At 73.7% G+C, this 23,691-nt stretch carries 18 protein-coding genes; 13 read left to right on the top strand and 5 right to left on the bottom strand.

From position 1 onward, the window contains the following. Window positions 1-94: 94 nt before the first annotated feature. The 7 genes from HD595_RS10460 to HD595_RS10430 all read left to right on the top strand — a co-directional run bounded on the left by HD595_RS10460 (window position 95) and on the right by HD595_RS10430 (window position 8,994). Window positions 95-1,306, top strand: a complete 1,212-nt coding sequence (locus HD595_RS10460) for an ROK family transcriptional regulator (protein ID WP_253767992.1) — start codon at window positions 95-97, stop codon at window positions 1,304-1,306. Window positions 1,307-1,436: 130 nt separating this feature from the next. Beyond that, window positions 1,437-4,514, top strand: a complete 3,078-nt coding sequence (locus HD595_RS10455; protein ID WP_253767990.1) for a glycoside hydrolase family 3 protein — start codon at window positions 1,437-1,439, stop codon at window positions 4,512-4,514. Further along, window positions 4,511-5,515 (top strand): LacI family DNA-binding transcriptional regulator, encoded by a 1,005-nt coding sequence (locus HD595_RS10450; protein WP_253767988.1) that lies wholly within the window; start codon window positions 4,511-4,513, stop codon window positions 5,513-5,515. The genes HD595_RS10455 and HD595_RS10450 overlap by 4 nt, the downstream gene beginning before the upstream one ends. 67 nt (window positions 5,516-5,582) lie before the next feature. After that, window positions 5,583-5,777, top strand: a complete 195-nt coding sequence (locus HD595_RS10445) for a hypothetical protein (RefSeq protein WP_253767987.1) — start codon at window positions 5,583-5,585, stop codon at window positions 5,775-5,777. 3 nt (window positions 5,778-5,780) lie between these two features. Continuing rightward, on the top strand, window positions 5,781-6,893 hold the full coding sequence (locus HD595_RS10440; RefSeq protein WP_253767984.1) for a sensor histidine kinase: 1,113 nt from the start codon (window positions 5,781-5,783) through the stop codon (window positions 6,891-6,893). Next, on the top strand, window positions 6,890-7,525 hold the full coding sequence (locus HD595_RS10435; protein WP_253767982.1) for a response regulator: 636 nt from the start codon (window positions 6,890-6,892) through the stop codon (window positions 7,523-7,525). Before HD595_RS10440 ends, HD595_RS10435 begins: the two co-directional genes overlap by 4 nt. 173 nt (window positions 7,526-7,698) lie before the next feature. After that, window positions 7,699-8,994 carry a hypothetical protein gene (locus HD595_RS10430; RefSeq protein WP_253767981.1) on the top strand — a complete coding sequence of 432 codons (1,296 nt, stop codon included), beginning with the start codon at window positions 7,699-7,701 and terminating at the stop codon, window positions 8,992-8,994. Window positions 8,995-9,035: 41 nt separating this feature from the next. On the opposite strand, the gene HD595_RS10425 is transcribed toward HD595_RS10430, so the two are convergent. Next, a complete protein-coding gene (locus HD595_RS10425) occupies window positions 9,036-9,692 on the bottom strand; it encodes a response regulator (RefSeq protein ID WP_253767979.1) in 657 nt (218 codons plus the stop codon). Beyond that, entirely contained in the window at window positions 9,689-10,774 is a 1,086-nt protein-coding gene (locus HD595_RS10420; RefSeq protein ID WP_253767977.1) for a sensor histidine kinase, read from the bottom strand. Before HD595_RS10420 ends, HD595_RS10425 begins: the two co-directional genes overlap by 4 nt. Window positions 10,775-10,897: 123 nt before the next feature. Here HD595_RS10420 and HD595_RS10415 point away from each other — a divergent pair, with 123 nt between their 5' ends. Further along, complete coding sequence (locus HD595_RS10415) at window positions 10,898-11,674, top strand: CPBP family intramembrane glutamic endopeptidase (protein WP_253767975.1); 777 nt, start codon at window positions 10,898-10,900, stop codon at window positions 11,672-11,674. Between the two features lie 331 nt (window positions 11,675-12,005). After that, the gene (locus HD595_RS10410; RefSeq protein ID WP_253767973.1) at window positions 12,006-13,901 is read left to right on the top strand and encodes a sensor histidine kinase; all 1,896 of its coding nucleotides are present in this window, start codon (window positions 12,006-12,008) and stop codon (window positions 13,899-13,901) included. 221 nt (window positions 13,902-14,122) lie between these two features. Here the strand turns inward: HD595_RS10410 and HD595_RS10405 are convergent, their stop codons facing one another. After that, window positions 14,123-14,563: a MarR family winged helix-turn-helix transcriptional regulator gene (locus HD595_RS10405; RefSeq protein WP_253767971.1), complete on the bottom strand. Its 441-nt coding sequence runs from the start codon at window positions 14,561-14,563 to the stop codon at window positions 14,123-14,125. Here HD595_RS10405 and HD595_RS10400 point away from each other — a divergent pair. After that, a complete protein-coding gene (locus HD595_RS10400; protein WP_253767969.1) occupies window positions 14,504-15,892 on the top strand; it encodes an alpha/beta fold hydrolase in 1,389 nt (462 codons plus the stop codon). The two genes, HD595_RS10405 and HD595_RS10400, sit on opposite strands and share 60 nt — an antisense overlap. Window positions 15,893-16,111: 219 nt before the next feature. On the opposite strand, the gene HD595_RS10395 is transcribed toward HD595_RS10400, so the two are convergent. Both HD595_RS10395 and HD595_RS10390 read right to left on the bottom strand, forming a co-directional pair. After that, entirely contained in the window at window positions 16,112-17,569 is a 1,458-nt protein-coding gene (locus HD595_RS10395; RefSeq protein WP_253767967.1) for a hypothetical protein, read from the bottom strand. A gap of 191 nt (window positions 17,570-17,760) precedes the next feature. After that, window positions 17,761-19,515, bottom strand: a complete 1,755-nt coding sequence (locus HD595_RS10390; RefSeq protein ID WP_253767965.1) for an acetyl/propionyl/methylcrotonyl-CoA carboxylase subunit alpha — start codon at window positions 19,513-19,515, stop codon at window positions 17,761-17,763. Window positions 19,516-19,710: 195 nt separating this feature from the next. Between HD595_RS10390 and HD595_RS10385 the strand changes: the two genes are divergently transcribed. The 3 genes from HD595_RS10385 (at window position 19,711) to HD595_RS10375 (ending at window position 23,633) form a co-directional block, all read left to right on the top strand. Continuing rightward, the gene (locus HD595_RS10385; protein WP_175587694.1) at window positions 19,711-19,983 is read left to right on the top strand and encodes a WXG100 family type VII secretion target; all 273 of its coding nucleotides are present in this window, start codon (window positions 19,711-19,713) and stop codon (window positions 19,981-19,983) included. A gap of 119 nt (window positions 19,984-20,102) precedes the next feature. Beyond that, a complete protein-coding gene (locus HD595_RS10380) occupies window positions 20,103-21,269 on the top strand; it encodes a S8 family serine peptidase (protein WP_253767963.1) in 1,167 nt (388 codons plus the stop codon). 147 nt (window positions 21,270-21,416) lie between these two features. Beyond that, window positions 21,417-23,633, top strand: coding sequence for a protein kinase domain-containing protein (locus HD595_RS10375; protein WP_253767961.1), 2,217 nt, complete (start codon window positions 21,417-21,419; stop codon window positions 23,631-23,633). Window positions 23,634-23,691 lie beyond the last annotated feature (58 nt).

Below are 23,691 nucleotides of genomic sequence, written 5' to 3'. Positions count from 1 at the left end.
CCGCGGCCACAAGGGACCGTCCGGGTCACAGGTTGGTGAAGGGCGCCCGCGATGCGGCATGCTGGGGACACTCCTTGGCGGGAACGGGGCTTCATTGATCACATCCACGACCGGCCCGCAGCCGGCCGACTTCGCCGATGTGCGCGCCACCAACCTCGCGGTGGTGCTGCGCTTCGTGCGCGAGCACGCGCCGTGCTCGCGCGCCGACATCGCGGCCTCGACCGGGCTGAACAAGGCGACCGTCTCCAGCCTCGTCGCCGATCTCATCGACCGCCGGCTCGTGCGCGAGACCGGCCTCACCGAGAACCGCGTCGGCCGCCCGGCCACGATGCTCGTCCTCGACGGCTCCCCGTACGCGGCCATCGGTGTGGAGATCAACGTGGACCACGTCTCCGCCGTCGCCACCGGGCTCGCGGGGGAGCGGCTGCTGACCTGGCGGCGCGCCTTCTCCGCCGGAGGGTCGGCCGGCCAGGACGTGGCCGCCGTCGCCGCCATCGTCCGGCGCGTCGTCGGCCGCATGGCCCGCGACGAGCGGCAGGTGCTCGGGCTGGCCGTGGCCGTGCCCGGCCTGGTCGACGTGCAGGGCGTCGTGCGCATCGCGCCCAACCTCGGCTGGCGCGACGCCGACATCGGCGGCGACCTGGCCAAGGCGCTGCGCGACCCCGGCTTCACCGTCCAGGTGGACAACGACGCCAACCTCGCCGCCCTGGCCGAGCAGCGCTTCGGCGCCCGGGCCGGGGCCGCCGACCTCGTCTACCTGACCGGCGAGATCGGGGTGGGCGCGGGCGTCATCCTCGACGGGCGGCTGCGGCGCGGCGCCCTCGGCTACAGCGGGGAGATCGGCCACGTGCAGCTCGACCCCGACGGGCCCGCGTGCCGCTGCGGGCGCCGCGGCTGCCTGGAGGCCGTGGCCGGCATCGGGGCCATCCTGCGGCGCGACCTGTCGCCGGGCGAGATCCCGGTCGAGATCGAGGACACCGTGCGCGCCGCCCGCGCCGGCGACGCGGCCGTCCTGGCCACTCTGGACGCGGCGGGCCGCAGCCTCGGCCGGGGCGTGTCGGTGCTGGCCAACCTGCTCAACCCGGCGGTCGTCGTCCTGGGCGGCTACTACGTGCCGCTCGCGCCGTGGCTGCTGCCGGCGGTGCGGGCGGAGGTGGCGGACCGGGCGATCGCGCCGGAGGGGGGCGGCTGCGAGGTCGTGGCCTCGACCCTGGGCCTCGACGCGGCGGCGCTGGGAGGGGCGGCCCGGGTGCTCGACTCCGTCGACTCGGGCCGGCTGCCGGGGGGAATATCGCGAATCTCGTGAATTGACTCTTGACCTCGCTCACCGGGACGGGCACCCTTCAGGGAACCCATCGAAATCCCCGCGTAACCTCCCGGCCGGTCGTCGAAGCGCTTCGACAGTCGCAAAGTCGCAGAGTCCCAGAGGGATGGCCATGCCCGTACCGTTCCGCCCCCCGTCACAGGACCCCGCCCCCTCTCCCGAGCCGCCCACCGGTGATCCGTCCCCCGCCCCCTCCACGGCGCCCGCCCCCTCCACCGCGCCCGCTCCTCGCCCTGCGCCCGCCCCCTCCACTGCGCCCGTTCCTTCCCCTGCGCCCGCTCCTCGCCCTGCGCCCGCTCCTTCGGATGGGCCCGCGTCATCGCATCGGCCCGCTCCTTCCGGAGAACCGGCTCGCTACCTGGACCCGGGCGCGCCGCTCGCCGGCCGGGTCGCCGACCTGCTGGGCAGGCTCACCCTCGACGAGAAGCTCGGCCTGCTGCACCAGTACCAGGCGCCGGTCGACCGGCTCGGCGTCGGCCCGTTCCGTACCGGCACCGAGGCGCTGCACGGGCTCGCCTGGCTCGGCCCCGCCACCGTCTTCCCCCAGGCCGTCGGCCTCGCCTCCACCTGGGACCCCGAGCTGGTGCGCCGGGTCGGCGAGGCCACCGGCGAGGAGGTGCTCGCCTTCCACCGCAAGGACCCGGCCGGCGCCGGCCGCAACGTCTGGGCGCCGGTGGTCAACCCGCTGCGCGACCCCCGCTGGGGACGCAACGAGGAGGGCTACTCCGAGGACCCCTGGCTGACCGGGATCATGGGCGAGGCGTACGCCCGCGGGCTTCGTGGGAGCGATCCCGCGGTGTTGCGCACGGCCCCCACGCTCAAGCACTTCCTCGCCTACAACAACGAGACAGACCGCTGCGTCACCTCCAGCAACCTGCCGCCGCGCGTCCTGCACGAGTACGAGCTGCCCGCCTTCCGGCCCGCCGTCGAGAGCGGCGCGGCCGTCGCCGTCATGCCCTCGTACAACCTGGTCAACGGCCGGCCCGCCCACCTCAGCCCGCTGATCGAGAGCGCGCTGCGCGCCTGGGCGCCCGGCGACCTCCTCGTCGTCAGCGACGCCTACGCCCCCGCCAACCTGACCGGCGTCCAGGGCTACCACGACACCCTGCCGGAGGCGTACGCGCACGCCGTCAAGGCCGGGCTCGACAGCTTCACCCAGGACGACGACCGGCCCGACGCCACGCTCGGCCACCTGCGCGAGGCGCTGCGCCGCGGGCTGCTCGCCGAGGCCGACGTGGACCGGGCCGTGCGGCACGTGCTGTCGATCCGGTTCCGGCTCGGGGAGTTCGACCCCGCGACGCCGTACGACGACGTCACGGAGGAGGTCGTCAACTGCCCCGCGCACCAGGACCTCGCCCGGGAGGCCGCGCGGCGCTCCATCGTGCTGCTGGCCAACGACGGGCTGCTGCCGCTCGGCCCCGTCGCCAAGGTCGCGGTCATCGGGCAGCTCGGCGACACGCTCATGGAGGACTGGTACAGCGGCACGCTGCCGTACGCCGTCACCGCCCGCGCGGGGCTGGCCGAGCGGTGCGCGACCGTGTTCTGCGAGGCCGTGGACCGGGTGACGCTCACCGCGGAGGCCGGCCCCGTGACGGCCGACCCGGCGGGCGGCCCACTGAGCGCCGGCCTGGCGAGCGCCGGGCCGTCCGCCCCGCACGGGGACGGCGCGGCGGGCTCCCCGGGCCAGTTCGACCAGCTCGGCCAGTTCGACCTGTTCGACTGGGGTGGCGGTGCCTACGCGCTGCGGGCCGCCGCCACCGGCCGTTTCGTGTCGGTGGACGACGGGGTGCTCGTCAACGACCAGCCCGGCCCGAACGGCTGGGAGGTGCGCCAGACGTTCCGCGTCGAGGACCGGCCCCGCGGCCTGATCGCCCTGCGGCACATCTCCACCGGCTGCTACGTCGGCCGCGGCGACGACGGCGTCCTGCGTCTCGTGGACGACGCCGACCGGGCCGTCTGGCTGGCCATGGAGGTCGTCAGGAGCGGCGCCGCGCGGGCGGCCGAGCTGGCCGCGGAGGTGGACGTCGCCGTGGTCGTGGTCGGCGACCACCCGCTGGTCAACGGCCGCGAGACCGAGGACCGCGCCGGACTGGCCCTGGCCCCCGCCCAGGACGCGGTCGTGGCCGCCGTGCTCGCCGCCAACCCGCGTACCGTCATGGTGCTCACCAGCGGCTACCCCCTCACCTGGAGCACCCCGGACGTGCCCGCCGTGCTCTGGTCGGCGCACGGCGGCCAGGAGTACGGCCACGCGCTGGCCGAGGTGCTGTTCGGCGACGCCGACCCCGAGGGGCGGCTCACCCAGACGTGGTACCGCTCGGCCCAGGAGCTGCCCGACCTGCTCGACTACGACATCATCACCGCCGACGCCACGTACCTGTACTTCCGGGGAACGCCGCTCTTCCCGTTCGGGCACGGGCTCAGCTACACCACGTTCGATTTCGCCGGCCTGCGCGTCCGGCCGGCGGACGGCGTGGTGGCGGCCGAGGTCACGGTCACCAACACCGGCGCCCGCGAGGGCGTCGAGGTCGTCCAGTTCTACACGCACCAGCGGCGCTCCCGCGTCAAGCAGCCGCTGCGCCGGCTGCGCGGCTTCGAGAAGGTGCGGCTCGCGCCCGGCGAGAGCCGCGTCGTCACGCTCCGGCTGCCGGTGGAGGAGCTGGCGTTCTGGGACGTGACGCGGGGCAGGTTCGTGGTGGAGAGCGCCCCGCACCAGCTCATGGTCGGCCGCAGCGCCGCCGACCTGCGGCTGTGCGCCCGCTTCGACGTGCCCGGCGAGACGATCCCGCCCCGCGTCGGGCCGCTGCGGGCCATGGACCACGACGAGTACGACGCGGTCGCGTTCGTGGACGCCGGCCCGGTGGCGGGCGAGGCCGTCCGCTCGGAGGCCGAGGGCGCGTGGATCGCGTTCCGGGAGGTGGACCTGGCGGGCGTCGCCTCGTGCGCGGTCACGGCCGGGTCGGCCGACGGCGGGATGATCACTGTGCGGCTCGGCGACCCGCTCCACGGCGAGGCGCTGGCCGCCCTCCCCGTGCCCCGCACCGGCCGCCACGCCCTCCAGACCCTCACGGCTCCGCTTGCGCGCTCCGGCGGGGTCCACGATGTTTATGTCGTGTTCGAGAACGACGGCGTCACGCTCGCCGACCTCACCTGGTGCCCGGTCACCGCGCACGCGGAGGGAGGGGTCGCTTGAGCGGGCGCGCGGTCACCATCGCCGAGGTCGCCCGGCACGCCGGCGTCGCGGTCAGCACGGTCTCGTACGTGCTCAGCGGCAAGCGGACGATCTCGGCCGACACCCGCAGGCGCGTGCTCGACAGCATCAACGCGCTCGGCTACCACCCGCACGCCGGGGCCCGTTCGCTGGCCAGCAAGCGGTCCAACGTGATCGCCCTGGTGCTGCCCCTGCGGGCCGGCATGCACGTGCCGGTGCTCATGCGCTTCGCCACCGCCGTGGTGACCGCCGCCCGCCGCTTCGACCACGACGTGCTGCTGCTGACGGCCGACGAGGGCCCCGAGGGCATCCGGCGGGTGGCGGCCAGCGCGCTCGTGGACGCCCTCGTCCTCATGGACGTCGAGCTGCACGACCCCCGCGTACCCCTGCTGCGTGAGCTGGCCGAGCCCAGCGTGCTCATCGGCTTCCCCGCCGAGCCCGCCGGCCTGACCTGCGTCGATCTGGACTTCGCCGCCGCCGGCGCCCGCTGCGTCGCCCACCTCGCCGAGCGCGGGCACCGGCAGGTCGCCCTGCTGGGCGCCCCGGCCGTGGTGTACGAGCGGGGGACCGGCTTCGCCCGCCGTACCCGCGAGGGCTTCACGGCGGCGCTCGCCGTGCACGGCCTGGAGGGGGTGGCGCTGCCGTGCGAGGAGACGTTCGACGAGGTCCACGCGACGGTCGCCGGCCTGCTCACCTCCCGCCCGGCGCTGTCGGGCCTCGTCGTCCACAACGAGGCGGCCGTCAACCACGTCCTCGGCTCGCTGCGCCAGCTCGGCCGCCGGGTGCCGCAGGACGTCGCGGTGGTGGCCATCTGCCCGGACGACGTGGCCGAACGCGCGGGCCCGCCGCTCACGTCGGTGCTGATCCCGGCGGAGGAGGTGGGCCGGGAGGCGGTGCGCCTGGTGATGCGGAAACTGCAGGGCCTGGAGGTCCCGGACTCCACCTTGCTCCCACCCCACCTGGCCGTCCGCGCCAGCACCTAGAGCTCCACCCCGCTCTCCACCCTTCGGAGGTGCCGTTCCACCCCGGCCGATCCGTACCGTCCAGGCCATGAACAGACGCTCTGGACCGTCGGGCCGGCTCTGGCTCGACGTGCTGCACCGGCTCCTGGACGCCAACGGGGGGAAGATGAACGGCAAGTTCCTGCTCGCGGTCGTGGTCGTGGCGCTGCTGGTGGTCGCCGGCTTCGTGGCCTTCCGGCTTATCTTGGTGGACATGATTCTGTCCTTGCGGGACTCGCACTAGGCGATGCGGGAGGTATGGGGACGGGTCGTCCGGCTGCTGGCGGCCGACGACCCGGAGACCGGCCGCCTGGTCAGGCTGCTGATCACCCTGGTCCTCGCCTGGTCGCTCGCCACCACGTCGCCCGAGCGCGCGCCCGCCCTGGAGTGGGCGGCGCTCGGCGCGTCGATGGCGTGCTGGCTGGCCTTCGTCGTGCTCGACGGCCGGTTCCCGCGCGTGGCCGTGGCCCTGCTCGGGGCCGGTTCGGTGATCGCGGCGCTGGTGTCGGGGTCGGGCGACGCGGGGCCTCCGGTGTTCGTGTTCGCGATGCTGCTGCTGTTCGCGGCGCACGGGACACCGGGCATGGGGGCGATCGCCGCGGTCACGGCGGCCGACATGGCGGCCATGGCCGCCGGCATGGTGTGGTGGGGGCAGCCGCGCTCGGCGATCGTGGTCCGCGGGGCGGTCGTGGTGTGCACGGTGCTGTTCGCGTTGCACCGGCGCCAATACCGCCGGGCCCAGCAGGACCGGGCCCGGGCCATGGCGCTCGACGAGCGGGCCCGTATCGCCAGGGAGCTGCACGACGTGCTCGCGCACTCCCTCGGCGCACTGGGCGTGCAGCTTGAGGTCGCCGAGGCCGTGCTCACCGAGCGGGGCGACGTGGAGGCGGCCGTGACCCGGATCCGCAGGTCGCGGGCGCTGGCCAGGGAAGGGCTGGTCGAGGCCCGCTCGGCGGTGGCGGCCCTGCGCGAGGACGTGCCGCCGCTGCCGGACGCGCTGAGCCTGATGGTCGCCGAGCACCGCAGGGACCACGACGTGGCCGCCGAGCTGCGCACCACGGGCACGCGGCGGCCGATCACCCCGGCGGCCGAGGTCTGCCTGCTGCGCACGGCGCGCGAGGCGCTCACCAACGCCGCCAAGCACGCGCCGGGGGAGCCGGTCACGGTCGAGATCGGCTACGGTGACGCCGCGGTGCGGCTGGTGGTGCGCAACCCGTACGCGCTCGGGAGCGAGCCGGCGGGGATGCCGGTGGGGCACGGCCTGCAGGGCATGCGGGAGCGGCTGGCACTCGCGGGCGGCACCCTGGGCGCCGGGCCGGTGGGCGGCTGCTGGGAGGTGCGGGCGGAGGTGCCGGAATGAGGGTCGTGGTCGTGGACGACCAGCAGCTCATGCGCGAGGGCCTGGTGGCGCTGCTGGACCTGGTCGACGACGTGGAGGTGGCGGGCGACGCCGGCGACGGCGAGGAGGCCCTGCGGCTGGTGGCCGAGCTGCGTCCGGACGTCGTGCTCATGGACCTGCGCATGCCCGTGATGGACGGCGTGGAGGCCACCCGGCGCATCGCCCGCGACCATCCGGACGTGGCGGTCGTGGTGCTGACGACCTACGACGACGACCGGTCCGTGGACTCCGCGCTGCTGGCCGGCGCCTGCGGCTACCTCACCAAGGACGCCGGGCGCGCCGAGATCGCCGCCGCGCTGCGCTCGGCCGCCGCCGGCCAGTCGACGTTCTCGGCCGCGGTGTCGCGCCGCCTGGTCGAGGCGCTGTCGCGGTCCGCCCCGCCGCCGCCGGTCCCGGCCTGCCCCGACGGGCTGACGGTACGCGAGGTCGAGGTGCTGCGGCTGGTCGCCGGGGGACTGAGCAACGCGGAGATCGGCTCGGCGCTCTTCATCGCGGAGACGACGGTCAAGACGCACATCAACAACGCCTTCGCCAAGCTCGGCGTCCGCAACCGCACCGAGGCCGCCGCCTACGCCCGCGACAAGCTGCTCTGAGCCGACCGCCTCGTCCGGGACCCTTTTCGTGATCACGTAAAAGGACGCGGTGCCCACGTCGCGTGACTCCCATCATGGTGGACGTCCGTCACCCGGACGTCGCGACCCACCACAGTCGCGACCCACCACAGTCGCGACCCACCACAGTCGCAACCCATCACGGAGGAGAGATCATGCGATTCGACAAGGGAGGGCTCGCGGCCGCCGCGCTGGCCTTGGCCGGCGTCGTCTGCTCGTTAGCCGGGATCACGTCACCGGCCGCCGCGCGAGCCACGGCCCCCACTCCCACCCTGGCTCCCGCCCCGGCCCCCGGATCGGCGCCGGTGGCCCTCGCCGCGCCCGTCGCCGCCGGTTACGCGAACGTCAGCGGCACCCTGCCCACCGGTTCGTGGACCCCGCTCGCCGCCGGCGACGTGTACAGCAGCGCCGGGCAGGGCGTCTCCGCCAAGCGGTCCGGACAGGGCGTCTACGAGGTGCAGTTCCCCGGCCTCGGCACCGCCCTCAGTCCGGGCGTGGCGGTGCCCGGCGTCGTCCAGGCCCACTCCACCCTGTCCGGGCTCACCGCCTGCGTGCCCTCCGGCGTGCCGTCGAACCTGGTGAGCGGGGTGCTGTGGCTGACCGTCAAGTGCTTCGACGGCACAGGCAAGCTCGCCGACCCGTTCTCGTTCACCGTCGCGTACACGCGCGGCGGCACCGAGGCCGGCCGGCTCGGCACCGTACGGCTGTCACAGGACGACATCGCCCAGCTCGTCGCCGCGCCGACCGCCACGGTCACCCCCGCCGAGCAGTTCAGCGTCGGCGGCCCGATCACGGTCAGGCGGGACCCGGCGCCGAACGCGAACCCCGGTTTTTTCAACCTCGCGATCCCGCGCGACACCGGCGCCCGGCCGCACGCCATCGACGTCAGCGCCGCCGGCGGCACCCCGGGTGTGCTCTGCAACGTCACCGGCGCGGCCCCCGACCCGCTGAACGACAAGATCGAGAAGGTTCGGGTCGCATGTCACAACAACAACGGCACCGCGGTGGACACGCCACTGAACCTCTCGTACGCCGAGGACGTCAACACCCTGGGCAAGGCCGGCGCCCTCTCGTACGCCTACCTGACCCCGCCGCCGTTCAGCGCGGGTGACGGTGCCGACCAGCCGGTGGCCGTCCCGGCCGCCCAGCAGCGCGACGTGTTCCGGGGGGTGCCCGGACGCGTCACCTTCGAGAAGCTCGCCAAGGGGCACTTCCAGGTCTTCCTGGAGAACCAGAACCTCCAGCGCGGCCACCTCGGCGCCGTGTCGGTGGTCCCGCTCGGCAACAGCTCGGCGAACAAGGTGTGCGGCGTGGCCGACGACGTCGACTCGACCGACCCCCTGACCGGCGCGCCCGCACGGAAGATCCGGTTCGTCTGCGGCGACCGCATCACCGGGACGCTGTGGGACCACGCGAACTTCCAGCTCGGGTACACCGCTCGGCAGCAGTGACGGGACGGGCGCCCCCTCCCGGACCGTCGGATCCGCCGGGGCTAACGTCTCGTCAGGTGCAGCGCGAGCTGGATGCGGTCGCGCAGGCCCAACTTGCGCAGGACGCTGGAGACGTGGTTGCGCACCGTGCCCTCCGAGATGAGCAGCCGGGCGGCGATCTCCCGGTTGCTCGCGCCGGCCGCCACCATCCGGGCCACGTCCAGCTCCCTGGCGGACAGCGACTCCGCCTCCCGGCCGCCACGGGCGTCGGGGGAGCGCGGGACGTCGTACGGCGCCGGCGTCCGGCGCACGTGGGCGACCAGCCGGGCGGCGGCGGGACTTCCCAGCACGGTCTCGCCGCGGCTCGTCCGGCGGACGGCCTCGACCACGTCGTCCGGCGAGCAGTCCTTGAGCAGGTAGCCGACGGCGCCGCCGCGCAGGGCGCCGAAGATGTACTCGTCCTCGTCGAACGTGGTGAGCACGATCGCCGCCACCGACGGGAACTCGGCCGACAGGCGCGTGATCAGCTCGACCCCGTCCATGTGCGGCATGCGGGCGTCCACGAGCGCCACGTCGGGGCGCGTCTCGCGGACCTGCGCCAGGGCCTGCACCCCGTCGGCGGCCTCGCCGACGACCTCGATGCCCTCTTCGATCTCCAGCATCTTGCGCAGCCCGCGCCGCATCAGCTCCTGGTCGTCCACCAGCAGGACACGGATCATGCCGGCAGCTCCGCGCGCAGCTCGAAGCCCCGGGCCGCGTTGCCGCTGGACAGCGTGCCGCCGAGCGCCTGCACCCGCTCGGCCAGCGAGCTCAGCCCGAATCCCCGCCCCTGGTCGCGGCCCTTGCCGTCGTCGGCGACCACCAACACCACCCTGCCCTTCTCGAACGCCAGGGAGCCGCGTACGGACTCGGCCTCGGCATGGCGCAGCGCGTTGGTGAGCCCCTCCTGCAACACGCGGTACAGGACCAGCTCGGTGTCGGGCTTGAGCAGGCGTTCGGTGCCCGTCACGTCGAAGCTGACCGTGACCCCGGTGCCGGTGAAGGAGCCGGCGAGCCGTTCGAGCGCGGCGCTCCCGAGGTGCCCGTCGAGGGCGAGGGGGCGCAGGGCGCGCACCCACCGGCGGGCGTCGGCGAGCGCCGCCACCGTGAGCTCCTTGGCCTGGCGCACCTCGTCCCAGGCGGCCTCCGGGCGGCGGTCGCGGAAGCGCTCGGCGTTCTCCAGGCCGACCTTGATGACGGTGAGGTGGTGGCCGATCGAGTCGTGCATCTCGGCGGCCATCCGCCCGCGCTCCTGGGCGACGGTCAGCTCCCTGACCCGCTCCGCGAGCTGCCGGGCCTTCAGCACGGACGACGCCATGCCCAGGACGAACGCGGCGAACACCATGAGGAGCCCCACCTCCATCAGCACGCCGGCCATCGGCCTGCCCACGGCCCAGGGGAGCGCGATCATCAGCGCCGCCTGCCCGGCGAGGATGACGGTCGCCATGCGCATGCCGTAGACGAACGCCAGGTTGGCGATGGCGAGCAGCGTCAACGGCGCGTGCGTCCCCGCCGACCCGGTGAAGCCGAGGGCGAAGGTGACCACCAGGAACGCGGGGGAGGCCAGGCGGCGACCACGGTGCCCGGGGTTCCACGGGAGCACCGGCCAGAGGCCGAGGACGAGCGCGAGGTTGACGGCGAAGGCGTACCGGGTCGGGGCGTAGCTCTCGTCCAGGAGGTTGACGGCGACCACGGCGCCGAGCACCAGCCAGAAGACCATGCTGAACAGGAGCGGCCGATCGGGGTCACGCAGCCACGACATGTGACCGACCCTACGACTCCCCGGCCGCGTTGTGATCCTCCTCAGGCACCATGACACCGGTCATGGCCGGATCGGTCTCAAGCCCGATGTACCGGGAGGCGGCGCGTTCCTACGGTTCGTGGCATGAAACCGATCTGGTCCGTCCTCATCGTCATGGTGACCACGTTCGTCCAGGCGCTGCTGGGCAGCCTTCCGGCGTCGCTGCTCCTGGACCGGGACAGCCCGCTGCGCCAGCCGCTCGGGGCCGCCGGCATCGCGCTGGCCGCGCTGCTGCTGGTCCACCTCGTCAGGCGCTTCGCCGACCGGCGGCCGTGGGCGGCGCTCGGCTGGCACAGGCCGTCGCACGTGCTCATCGGCGTGGTCGCCGGGCTGGTGCCGGTGCTCGTCGCCGGCGGGCTCTCGCTCGCCGTGGGCGCCATGAGGTGGGTGCCGGTGGACGCGTCCTTCCTGCTCTGGCTGCCGTTGGTCGCCGTCGTCGTCCTGCTCGGCCAGGCGTTCCCCGAGGAGCTGCTGTGGCGGGGTCACCTCGTGGACACCCTGTCGGTACGGCTGTCGCCGCGGACGGTCGTGGTCATCTCCTCCGTGGCCTTCGGCGCGATACACATCGTCTCCCGGAGCCCGGCGGACACGGTCCTGGAGCGGGCGTTCTTCGCGATCTCGGCCGTGGCGCTCGGGTTCGCGTGCACGGCCGCGCGGCTGCGCGGGGGCGGGCTGTGGATGGCGGTCGGCGTGCACTGGGGCTTCCACATCGGCCTGCGGCTGCTGCCGCTCCAGGAGGTGCGCTACGGGGTGCAGCTCGTGCTCCTGACGGTCACGCTCGCGCTCGCGGGCGCCGTCCTGCTGAAGGGCCAGGGCCTGCTCTCGCCCGCTCCACGCACCACGGAGCAGGCGCGGGCGTGACCACGCGGCGCGGCACCGGCACGACGGGGCCACCCCGCTCCGCCTCGACCCGCCTCTATCCGACTCGACCCGCCCCCGGCTTTGGCCCCCCGAGTCTGAACGGCCGTGGCCGACGACTGCCGACAGAGGGCGGGCTTGCTTGCTCCTGAGGGTGGGCTTGGAGGTGCCGGCGTCGGGTGACCGCGGTTGCCCCCCTACTTTCGTCAGGGGGCAGGGGCGCCGAAAGGCGGGTCCCGACCACCCGCCCCACCCCCTACAGTTCAGGCCAGGACCAGCGCCGGAAAGGGGGCGGGGGGTGAGCGGACGACGCCTGGCTGCGAACATGCGGAGCGTGCGTGACCTGCCCGCCCGCCTCGCCGCCCGCTTCGAGCGGCACGGCGGCACGGCTCTGTGGCTGCTGCTCGCCGCCCCGGTCGTCGCCGGCGCCCTCATCCTGCACGGGCGCGAGGCGCTCGTGTCGGCGGCCGGGGTGCCGCTGCTGGGCGTCGCCGTGGCCGTGCGCGAGCGGTGGCCGCTCGTCGCGCTGGCCGTCCCGGTCGCGCTCGGGCTGGCGCTGGACGTGGAGCTGCTCGCCGTACCGTACTGGCCGGCGCTGGCCGCCTTCGCGTGGCTGGCCGGGACCCGCGCGGCGGCGCGTCCCGGGCTGTGGTTCTTCGCCGCGGTGGCGGTCGCGGGGCTGCCCCTGTGCGTGCTCCTGTCGCCCGACCGGCTGTGGGGGTGGTCGTCGCTGCTGCTCACCCTGCTGATCGTCGTGGTGCTGCCGTGGCAGCTCGGCCGCTACCGACGCCGGTACGCCGTCCTCACCCGCGCCGGGTGGCGCCTGGCCGACCGCATGGAACGCGAGCAGCGGATCGTCGCCGACCGGGCCCGCATCCGCGAACGGGCGCGCATCGCGGGCGACATGCACGACTCGCTCGGCCACGACCTGACGCTCATGGCGATGCGGGCCGCCGCGCTCCAGCTCGACCCCACGCTCGACCCCCGTCACCAGGCCGTGGTGGCCGAGCTGCGGGAGGCCGCCGCCGAGGCGACCGAGCGGCTGCGCGACATCGTCGGCGTCCTGCGCACCGACGACGACGAGACCCAGCCCGAGCCACCCTTCGCCCCGCCGGAGTCTCCCTCCCCCCTGCCGGAGCCGCCCTTCGCCTCGCTGGAGTCTCCCTCCGTCCTGCCGGAGCGTCCCTCCGCCCTGGGAGAACGGCCCGGCGACATGAACGCCCCCCACCCGTCTCACTCGTCGTCCGAAGGCGCCCGCGCCCTCGACGGTCGTCTTTCGCCGGGTGGCGGGGTGCGTGCCGCCGACGATGGTCCTTCGCCGGATGACGGAGTCCACGCCGCAAGCGGAGCCCTCCCACCGCCCACCGGCGTTCACGCGGTCGGCGCTCACGCGGTTGGCGCCCGCGCCTTCGGCACTTTTCTTCCGCCGGGCGAACGGCGGTCGGCCGCCGACGGTCCTGGCCCGCTGGTCGACCGGGCCCGCGCCGCCGGGATGGCCGTGACCCTGGAACGCCTGGACGATCTCACCGGCATCCCTTCGATGACGGCCCTGGCCGTGGGGCGCGTCGTGCAGGAGGGGCTGACCAACGCCGCCAAGCACGCCCCGGGCGCGCCCGTGCGCGTCCGTGTCACCCGCGAGGACGACGCGCTGCGCGTGAGCGTCGCCAACGCCCCGCCCGCTGCGTCCGCCGTGAACGCGGTCTCGGGCGGCGCCGGGCTGGCGGGCCTCGACGAGCGGGTACGGCTGGCGGGCGGCACCCTGCGCGCGGGCCCCGTCTCCGGAGGCGGGTTCGAGGTCGTGGCCGAGCTGCCCACCCGGGCGAACGCGGCCGCCCGCCCGCCGACCGGAGGCAGCCTGAGCACCTCGGCCCGGGAGCTGGCCCGGGCCGAGCGGGAGGTGCGCCGAGGGCTGGCCCAGACCGTGCTCGTGCCGCTGGCGGTCCTGACCGGGATCCTGCTGCTGATGGTCCCGGTCTGGCTGCTCAGCACGTCGCTGTCGGTGCTGCCGCGCGGCACGTACGACGGGCTGACGGTAGGGGCTCCGCGCGCCGAGGTGGAGGCACGGCTGCCGGCGTTGCCCGGTGACGGCCCGCCCGACGGAGCCCCACCCGCCCCCGCCGGTCAGGACTGTGTGTACTACACCGTGCGGGCGTTCGACGACGGCGCCTACCGGCTGTGTTTCGCCGGCGACCGGCTTGCTTCGAAGTCCGTGGTGGGGGCACGTAGATGATCGCGCCCGAGGGCATCGCCGTCGTCGCGTCGTCATGGGAGGTCGGAGCCCGCGCCGATGGAGGCGAGCGTCCGTCGCGGACTCCTGACCCGTGACGGTCGCGCGTAGGCGGAGACGGGCTCGCGCGTCCTCGGAGGATGGGGGAGCGGCATGTCTTCTCGCCGTCGCGCCCCGCGGATGTGGGGACCGGTGCGACGAGCGGAAGGCGGCGACACCAGTGGTCACTCCCGCCCGTGGGCGAGTGCTTCGATGGTGGCGAGCAGGTCGCGGAGCACTTCTTGCTGCTCGCGCGGGATGTGGTCGCGCAGCAGGCGTTCGAGTTCCAGCACGCGATCGTCCGCCTCGTCCAGGAGTATCCGGCCGGCCGGGGTGACCACGGTTTCGCGGACGTGCCGGTGCAAGGGATGCGGGGTGCGTTCGATCAGGCCGGCCTTCTCCAGCTTGGCCACCGTTTCGTTCATCGACTGCGGGCTGACGAAACAGCGGCGGGCCAGTTCGGCGCTGGTGATGCCGGGGGTCTCGGTGAGAAGGATCATCACGTTGTACTGCGCCATGGTGAGCCCCGCCGCCCGGACCGCGGCGTCCTTTACCTGCTGGGTGGCGTGCTCGGCGTTCTTGATCGCCGTCAGGAGGCGGCGCCGGGGCAGGAAATCAGGATCCATGAGCAAATTATAAACTCCTGCTCTTTATCAGGTAACCTGATATCACATCGGCGCCCTGCTACTCGGAAGGAAAGCCTGATGAGCCCTTCGACCACCCCTGCCGACGTTGCCCTGGCTTACCTCGACGCGTTCGGCGACGGCGACGTGGACAGCGCCCTCGGCCTGCTCTCCCAGGACGTGATCTGGCACGTGGACGGCGCGCCCGGCGTGCCCACCGTCGGTCTGCGGCAGGGCCGGGACCGTGTCGCGCAGTGGATCGCGGACTTCCCGTCCACCTTCGAACCACGCGGCGGACAGATCTTCACCGTCACCGGTCACGGCGACGAGGCGGTGGTGTGCGGCCGCTTCCATCTCCTGGTCAGGGCGACCGGACGCACCGTCGAGGGCGACTACGCGATCCGTTTCACCGTGCGTGACGGGAAGATCGGCCGCTACCAGATCTTCGAGGACTCGCTCGCCCTGGCCGCCGCCTTCGACACCGGCACGGCGGCGTTCACCGCGCCGCCCCAGGCGCGGCAGGTGCGAGTCAACGACACCGTTTACGGCTATGACGACACCGGATCCGGTCCGGTGGTGGTGTTCCTGCACGGTCTGTTCGCCGACCGCTCGATGTTCGCCGCCCAGATCCGGGCCTTGAGCGACACCCATCGCTGCATCGGGGTGGACCTGCCCGGTCACGGTGCCAGCACCTGGCCTGCCGGTGGCTGGACCCTGGACGACATCGCCGCCGACATCGCCCTGCTCATCCAGGAGAGCCACTGGGGCCCGGTGGTGGTCGTCGGCCAGTCGCAGGGCGGAATGATCGCCATGCGGTTGGCGGCCCGCCGCCCGGATCTGGTGCGGTCCCTGGTGCTGACGGGCACCAGTGCCCGTCCAGAGCCCGCCGAACGTCACGACCTGTGGCGGCGACGCCGGTCGGTGCTCGACACCGGCACGGCCGAACAGCGGCACGCGGTGATGCGCGAGGTGCAGGAGGCCGCCACCGATCCGCGGTGGCGCACGGCGAACCCCGCCACGGCCGCCGCCGAACTGAACGTGATGGTCGGCCATGACCCGGCCGCGATGGCGCTCGCGCTCGACGCCGCGGTGCTGCATCGCCCCGACATCCGCCACCTGCTGCCCGGCATCCAGGCGCCGACCCTGGTCGTGGCCGGCGCGAACGACCGGGCCATGCCCGTCGAACTGTCGAACGAGATCGCGGAACTCATCCCGGCCGCCCGCCTGCGGCTGGTGCCGGACGCCGCCCACCATCTGCCGCTGGAGGCCTCCGACCAGGTCACCGGCCTGATCACACGCTTTCTCGCAGATCACCCCTCGCCGCGTTCGTAGGTAGGCGACGGCGAGTTCCACGCGGGAGCGGAGGCCGGTCTTGGCGTAGACGCGGGGATGCGGAAGCGGCGCGTCTTGTGAAGGGTGATGTCAGCGCCTTTGCCGGGGGCCCTGAGGGCGTGGCCGTCGCCTCGTGGAGACACCAGGAGGACGCCCTGGAAACGCGACGGGCGCGCCCCCGCAGGGACGCGCCCGATCGTGTCGTGCGGACGTGACGGCCTACCAGTCGCCGCCGCCGCCGAAGTCGCCGCCACCGAAGTCTCCGCCGCCGAAGTCGCCCCAGCCGCCGCCACCGCCGCCGCCGAAGTCGCCTCCACCGCCGCCGAAGTCTCCGCCGCCACCGCCGAAGTCGCCCCCGGCGTCGGAGTAGCCCTCGGCGTAGCCGGCGCCGTAGCCGCCCCAGCCGCCGTGGAACATGCTGCCCATCATGGTGCCGATGAACATGCCGGTCATGACGTCGCCGAAGCCGCCGTAGTAGCCGTAGGCGTACGGCTGGTAGGCGGGACCGGCGTCGTAGTAGGGCCGGCGCTCACCGTTGATCATGACCTCGCGGGTCTGCGGGTCGAAGCCGCGCTCGACGGCCTCGGCGTCGGCCGCGCAGGCGGGCACGTCGCGCACCGCGCCGCCGGGCGGCGCCCAGCGCACGTCGCGCACCGACGGGCCGTGCTGCGGGTTGAAGAAGCAGGGGGCGCGCCGCTCGGGCACGGGCTGGTTGTTGACCTTCGCCTTTACGACGGCCAGCGCGTAGCGGCCGTCCTCCAGGGTCTGGGTGACCTCGCGCACCTGGTCGGCCCGCTGGATGGCGGCGAGCTGCGTCTTGGCCTTCTCGTAGGCGTCGAGCGCCTGCTGCCACTCCTGGATGTTGGAGCCGCCCTGACCGGCCAGGGTGACGTCGGTGTCGAGCGCGGTGATCTCCTCACCGAACTTGGTGACGTCCTCCTCGACGGTCTGCTTGACCGCGGCCAGGTCCTTGGCGTCCTGGATGGCCTGCTTCTTCTTCTTGTTCTTGGAGTACAGGAAGTAGCCGCCACCGCCGACCAGCGCGAGCGCGCCGAGGCCGACGAGCACGCCGGCGCCGCCGCCGTCGCCGCCCACCGGGCCGGAGTCGAGCGCGGCCCGCTTGCCCTCGGCCATCAGGTTGACCCGGGAGACGAACTCGTCGATGCCCGCGGCCAGGTCGTCCTTGTGGTTGCGGACGGCCAGCTTGGAGAGCTGGTCGGTCATGCCCGGACGGCCGAAGTTGGACATGGCGAACAGCGAGGTGCCGTCGAGCACGGCCACGGTCACCGGGCCGCCGCCCTTGGCCTGCACCGTGGCCTTGCCGAGCCCGCTGACGTAGGTCTTCGGGTCGGTCACCGTGCCGTCGGGCAGCGCGGCGACGTAGACGTTGCTCTTGGAGTCCTTCAGCGTGTCGCGGATGGCCGACTGCTGGTCCGACGTGAGCGGTGAGCCCGGCTCCACGTAGAGGCGGTCCTTCTTGTCCTTCCAGTAGGACACGATGGACTGGGCGTCGGGCGGCGCCGTGGCCGCCGTGGCGGCGGGGGACAGCGCGAGGACGACGAGCAGACCGGCGAACAGAGCCGCGGTCGCGGCCCCGGCTCGGCGCAGCGAATGGGTCATGGGCAGCATGCCTCCTTCGTCCTTGAGGACGAACGGGCGGTCGGCGAAGTTCCTCACTGTGGCACGTTACTCGTTTCGTATGGAGTGGACGCGGCGCGTGACGGCCCCCCGTGGGGCCGCCGGAGCCACGTGTCCTACCCCGGCGGCCCCGGGGTCAGGCGTCCTCGATGGCGCGGATGTCGCGGGTCGGGCAACGGGATGGTGCGGAGGTCGCCGGTCGGGCGACGGGAGGGCGCGGGTGTCGCCGGTCAGGCGTCCTTGATCTCGCAGATCGTGGCGCCCGCGGTGACGCTCTGCCCCACGGCCGCGCTGAGCCCGGTGATCGTGCCGGACTTGTGGGCGGCCAGCGGCTGCTCCATCTTCATGGCCTCCAGCACGACCACGGTGTCGCCCTCGGACACCGTGTCACCGTCGCTCGCCACGACCTTGACGATCGTGCCCTGCATGGGGCTGACGAGGGCGTCGCCGCCCGCGGCCGTCTTCTGCGCGCCGCCACCGCCCCGCCTGGACCGTCTGCCCGCCGCCGGGGCGGGCGCGGCGCCGGCCGTCGCGCCGAGGCCGGCCGGCAGCACGACCTCCAGGCGCTTGCCGCCGACCTCGACGGTGACGCTCTCGCGGGCGGCGGGCTCGGCCGCGGCCTGCTCGCCGTCGTACGGCGGGATCGTGTTGTCGAACTCGGTCTCGATCCACCGCGTGTGGACGGAGAACGGCTCGGCGGTGAAGGCCGGGTCGGACACGATCGCCCGGTGGAACGGCAGCACGGTCGGCATGCCGGCGATCTCGAACTCGGCCAGCGCCCGGCGGCTGCGCTCCAGCGCCTCCCGCCGCGTGCGCCCGGTGACGACGAGCTTGGCGATCAGCGAGTCGAACGTGCCCGGCACGGTCATGCCGGCCTCGTAACCGGAGTCGAGCCGGACGCCCGGCCCGGCCGGGGGGCGCAGCTCGGTCAGGGTGCCCGGCGCGGGCAGGAAGCTGCGTCCGGCGTCCTCGGCGTTGATCCGGAACTCGATGGAGTGGCCGCGCAGCGCCGGGTCGTCGTAGCCGAGCGGCTCGCCGTCGGCGATGCGGAACATCTCGCGCACCAGGTCGATGCCCGACACCTCCTCGGTGACCGGGTGCTCGACCTGGAGCCGGGTGTTGACCTCCAGGAAGGAGATCGTGCCGTCCTGGCCGACGAGGAACTCGCAGGTGCCGGCGCCGACGTAGCCGGCCTCGCGCAGGATGGCCTTGGAGCTGGAGTAGAGGATCTCCCGCTGCTCGTCGCTCAGGAACGGCGCGGGCGCCTCCTCCACGAGCTTCTGGTGGCGGCGCTGCAGGGAGCAGTCGCGGGTGCTGACGACGACCACGCCGCCGTGCCGGTCGGCCAGGCACTGGGTCTCGACGTGGCGGGGGCGGTCGAGGTAGCGCTCGACGAAGCACTCGCCGCGTCCGAAGGCGGCGACGGCCTCGCGCACCGCCGACTCGTACAGCTCGGCGACCTCCTCGATGCGGCGGGCCACCTTGATGCCGCGCCCGCCGCCGCCGTACGCGGCCTTGATGGCGATCGGCAGGCCGTGCTCCTCGGCGAAGGCGACGACCTCGTCGGCGCCGGAGACGGGGTCCTTGGTGCCGGCCACCAGCGGCGCGCCGACCTTCTGGGCGATGTGCCGGGCGCGCACCTTGTCGCCGAGCGCGGCGATGGCGGCGGGCGGCGGCCCGATCCAGATGAGGCCGGCGTCGATCACGGCCTGTGCGAAGCCGGCGTTCTCGGAGAGGAAGCCGTAGCCGGGGTGGACGGCGTCGGCGCCGGAGCGGCGGGCGACGTCCAGCAGCTTGGCGATGTCGAGGTAGGTCTCGGCGGGGGACTGGCCGCCCAGCGCGTACGCCTCGTCGGCCGTCCTGACGTGCAGGGCGTCGAGGTCCTGGTCGGCGTAGACGGCGACGCTGGCGATGCCGGCGTCCTTGCAGGCGCGGGCGACGCGCACGGCGATCTCGCCCCGGTTGGCGATGAGAACCTTCTGCACCGACGTTCGTCCTTCCTCGACGGGCACTCAACGGAGTCTAGGTGCCGGCTTTCGCCTTCCCCCGGGCGCCCCGGTCCACGCGGGAGAAACCGAATGATCCTCTGGACGACCATAGCCGCTCGGCATAACGGGAGCGATGGGCCCCCGCCCCGAGCCTATGGTGAGTGCGCTGTCACGACGATCCAGGAGGTATGCATGGGCCAGAGCCTGCTTGGTGGCGACCCCGCGGAAATGCAGTCGATGGCGACGCAGTTCACCCAGCAGTCGGAGGCGGTGCGCACCACGATGACCGCCCTCGACCGCGAGGCGTCGAAGGTCGGCACTGCCTGGACCGGCCCCGGGGCCGAGCGTTTCCAGGGTGCCTGGCAGAACTACCGGACCGCGTTCCAGCGGATGACGGAGGAGCTGCAGGAGGCCGCCCGGGTCATCAACACCTACCGCGGCAACATCGAGTCCGCGACCCGCTGAGCACCGCCCGGAGCCCCGGCGCCCGCCCGCCGGGGCTCCGTCATGCCTGACAACGGCTGATGGGCCGGAACGGGCGACGACATCGTGCCGCTGAATCCGGCAAGCTACGCTTTTCCGCCATGATGGGTCGCGTCGTCCTGGCAAGCCTGCTGGCTCTGCAACCTGTGCTCGCCCCCGTGGCCGCGCCTCCGGCGCGGGCCGTGGCGGCGCCCCAGGAGTGCGACCCCGGGAAGGGCACGGTCAAGCTCTCCGCCCAGGAGCCGTGGGGGCAGAAGCGGCTTGAGATCAAGAACGCCTGGCGCCTCACCAGGGGCGCCGGCGTGACCGTGGCCATCATCGACAGCGGCGTCGACTACCGGCACCCGCAGCTGCGCGTCTCCAAGTTCATCGACGTCACCCACACCGGCTACCGCGACTGCGTGGGGCACGGCACGGCCATCGCGGGCATCGTGGGCGGCAGGTACGTCACGGGGGTGCCCTTCCACGGCGTCGCGCCCGAGGCGCAGATCATCTCCATCAAGCAGAGCAACAGCAAGGAGGGCGACGTCCGCGACCTCGCCAAGGGCATCAGGCAGGCGATCGACGTCAAGGCCGACGTCATCAACGTGTCCATCAAGGCCTCGGACCACCCGGACCTCCGGGCGGCCGTCCAGGAGGCGCTGGCCCACGACATCGTGATCGTGGCCGCGGCCGGCAACGTCGACAACGACGAGGGGGTCGCCGAGCCCGCCTACCCGGCCTCCTACGAGGGCGTGCTGTCGGTCGGCTCGGCCGCGCCGGACGGGCGGCGCGCCGACTCCTCCAGCACGGCGACGCCGATCAGCGTCCTCGCGCCGGGCGTGGGCATCACCGCGCCGTGGCCCGGCGGCGGGTACCAGGTGAACCTGGAGGGCACGAGCTTCGCGACGCCGTTCGTGGCGGGCGTGGCCGCGCTGGTGCGCTCGCGCTTCCCCAAGCTCGACCAGCAGCAGGTACGGCAGCGCATCATCGCGACCGCCGACGGAACCGTCGGCAAGGCCACCGGGACCGGGATGGTCAATCCGACGCTGGCCGTGACGGCGGTGATGCCGTACGAGCCGGCGGACGCCCCCGTGGTGGCGCAGCCCGCGGCGTCCCCGCTGCCCGCCGGGGCCATAACGAAGGTGCCGCCGCCTGATCACAAAACCGTCAACGTGGCGCTGGGTGTCATGGGCGGCGCGATGGCGCTGGCGGGCATCGCCGCTGCTGGGACGTGGGTGCTGCCGCTGGGCAGGCGCCGGCGGTGGCGCGCGGGCCGTCCGTCGTGAACATGTCCTGACCGTGAACTGTCAGGTGACCGCCCGAAACTCCTGATACAAAAGTGGCGACTTTGGTTGAATATGCCTCAGTTCATGCTTTGACCTGAAGGGACCACAATGCACCCTCTGCGGCCGGGGGATCCTGAGCGGTTGGGCGTGTACGCGATTTTCGGACGGCTCGATGAAGGGGCGCGCGGCGCCGCCTTCCTCGGCCGTGAGGCCGACGACGCGCCCACGCGAGTCATCAAGTTACTGCCGGCCGTCCCGGACGCCGGCCCCGAGGAAGCCGAGCGTCTCACCGGCGTCCAGCGCATCTCCAGCGTCTACGTGGCCCGCACGATCGAGGCGGGCATGCACGGCGAGCAGCCGTACGTCGTCCGCGAGCACATCGAGGGCCGCAGCCTCGCCGAGACCGTGGCCGCCGACGGCCCGCTCGACGGCGACACACTGGAGCGCGTCGCGGTCGGCGTGCTGACCGCGCTGACCGCGATCCATCTGGCCGGGGTCACGCACCGCGGCCTCACCCCGCACAACGTCATCCTCGGCCCCGACGGGCCGCGCGTCACCGACATCGACCTCGGCGAGGCCGTCGGCGAGGTCGGCTACCGCTCGCCGGAGCAGATCGGCGGCCTGCGCTACGGCCCGTACGCCGACGTCTTCGCCTGGGGCGCCGTGATCGCCTTCGCGGCGACCGGCCACGCGCCGTTCGGCCAGGACGAGCAGGCGGTGCTGAACGCCGAGCCCGAGGTCGGCACGCTCGCCGACCCGATGCGCCGCGTCGTCCTCTCGGCCCTGTCCAAGGACGTCGCCCAGCGCCCCACCACGTACACCGCGCTGCTCCAGCTCCTCGGCGACAAGGGCGCGATCGGCGCCGCGGACGGCTCCGTCCCCGGCGGGCCGGTTCCCGCCGGCGTCATCGCGCCCGTCCCGGTCCCGATGCAGCCCGCCGAGCACCTCCACCAGCCGTCGCAGGAGATGACCGAGTACCTGCCCCCGCTGGAGGGCGTGCCGGTCCCGAACCCGCAGCCCGCGTGGGGCCCGCCGCCGGTGCCCCAGCCCGCCACCGGCTGGGACGGCCCCAACGGCCCCAACGGCCCGAACGGCCCGCAGGGGCCCAACGGACCGCAGCAGGTCTACCAGATGTCCGCCGGCGGCCAGCAGCAGGGCGGCTCCCCGCGCCGGTCGTTCCCGGTCGGGCTGGTCGCCGCCGTCAGCGCCGCCGTGGTGCTCTCGGCCGTGGGCCTGTGGGGCGCCGGCCGGTACGCGGACACGCAGACCCTCACACCGGTCGCCGCGCAGGGCACGGCCACCCCGAGCGGCGGCGTGGCCGCGATCGGCGGCTCCGGCGGCGACGCCCCCGTGGGCCAGCAGCCGGCCCAGCCCGGCGAGCCCGGCCAGCCCGGCCAGCCGGCCGCGCAGCAGACGCAGCCGGAGCTGACGGTGCCCTGGGCGGCCTCCGCCAGCCCGGACCCGACGGAGGTGGCGCCGATCGTGCTGCCGACCGAGTGGCCGACCACGCAGGGGCCGACGCCGCCGGAGTTCAGCACGGTGCCGACCCCGGCCGCGATCCCCACCCAGCCGGTGCTGACGCAGCCGACCGGGCAGCCGACCGTCCCGGTCCAGCCGACGGTGACGACTCCGGCGCAGCAGCCCACGGAGACGCCGGCGGAGCGGCACACCCGGAAGCCGACGAAGAAGCCGCAGGAGGACCCGTCGCCGGCCCCGACCGAGACCAAGGCGCCGGAGCAGACCCCGACCCCGACGCCGACCCCGACGCAGGAGCCGACGAGGGAGCCGACCAGGGAGCCGGAGCCCACCCGGGAGCCGACGAGGCAGCCGGAGCCCACCCGGGAGCCGACCAGGCAGCCGGAGCCGACGGCGACCAGGACGACCGAGGCGCCCAAGCCGACGCCGACGAGGACCACGCAGTCTCCGAAGCCGACGCCCACGCCCACGAAGACGACCGAGGCCCCGAAGCCGACGCCGACGAAGACGACCGAGGCGCCGAAGCCGACGCCCACGCCGACCAAGACCACCGAGGCCCCGCGGACCAACCCGTACAGCCCGACCCAGGTGTGCGGATCCGGTTTCGGTGTCCAGCGGCAGAGCTCGTTCGGGGGCGGTACCTCGTACCTGCTCTACAACAACGGCACCGGTGAGAACTGCGTGGTCACCCTCAAGACCACGGACATCGGCAAGAAGACGTCCGTCAGCGCCACCCTGGACGTGCAGGGCGGCGGCAGCAAGACCGACAGCGGCAGCTACGACTACTACGCCGGCCCGGTCAAGCTTCCGGCCAAGGGCAAGTGCGTGAAGTTCTCCGGCAGCACCGCCAGCGGCAGCGGCGGTGAGGGCTGGGGCAACTGCGGCTGACCCCGACCGATCCCTGACACGGCGGCGGCCGGGAGGATGATCCTCCCGGCCGCCGTTT

The organism is Nonomuraea roseoviolacea subsp. carminata, assembly GCF_024172185.1.
In the GTDB taxonomy this organism is placed as follows: Bacteria; Actinomycetota; Actinomycetes; order Streptosporangiales; family Streptosporangiaceae; genus Nonomuraea; species Nonomuraea roseoviolacea.
The sequence above is the reverse complement of the archived record's forward strand: the minus strand, read 5'-3'. Positions and strand labels throughout refer to the sequence as shown.

Excerpts from the sequence above, each read along its gene's own strand:
- HD595_RS10455 (WP_253767990.1), top strand. The coding sequence starts at position 1,437 with ATGCCCGTACCGTTCCGCCCCCCGTCACAGGACCCCGCCCCCTCTCCC.
- HD595_RS10445 (WP_253767987.1), top strand. The coding sequence starts at position 5,583 with ATGAACAGACGCTCTGGACCGTCGGGCCGGCTCTGGCTCGACGTGCTG.
- HD595_RS10440 (WP_253767984.1), top strand. The coding sequence starts at position 5,781 with ATGCGGGAGGTATGGGGACGGGTCGTCCGGCTGCTGGCGGCCGACGAC.
- HD595_RS10435 (WP_253767982.1), top strand. The coding sequence starts at position 6,890 with ATGAGGGTCGTGGTCGTGGACGACCAGCAGCTCATGCGCGAGGGCCTG.
- HD595_RS10430 (WP_253767981.1), top strand. The coding sequence starts at position 7,699 with ATGCGATTCGACAAGGGAGGGCTCGCGGCCGCCGCGCTGGCCTTGGCC.
- HD595_RS10425 (WP_253767979.1), bottom strand. The coding sequence starts at position 9,692 with ATGATCCGTGTCCTGCTGGTGGACGACCAGGAGCTGATGCGGCGCGGG.
- HD595_RS10420 (WP_253767977.1), bottom strand. The coding sequence starts at position 10,774 with ATGTCGTGGCTGCGTGACCCCGATCGGCCGCTCCTGTTCAGCATGGTC.
- HD595_RS10415 (WP_253767975.1), top strand. The coding sequence starts at position 10,898 with ATGAAACCGATCTGGTCCGTCCTCATCGTCATGGTGACCACGTTCGTC.
- HD595_RS10405 (WP_253767971.1), bottom strand. The coding sequence starts at position 14,563 with ATGGATCCTGATTTCCTGCCCCGGCGCCGCCTCCTGACGGCGATCAAG.
- HD595_RS10385 (WP_175587694.1), top strand. The coding sequence starts at position 19,711 with ATGGGCCAGAGCCTGCTTGGTGGCGACCCCGCGGAAATGCAGTCGATG.
- HD595_RS10380 (WP_253767963.1), top strand. The coding sequence starts at position 20,103 with ATGATGGGTCGCGTCGTCCTGGCAAGCCTGCTGGCTCTGCAACCTGTG.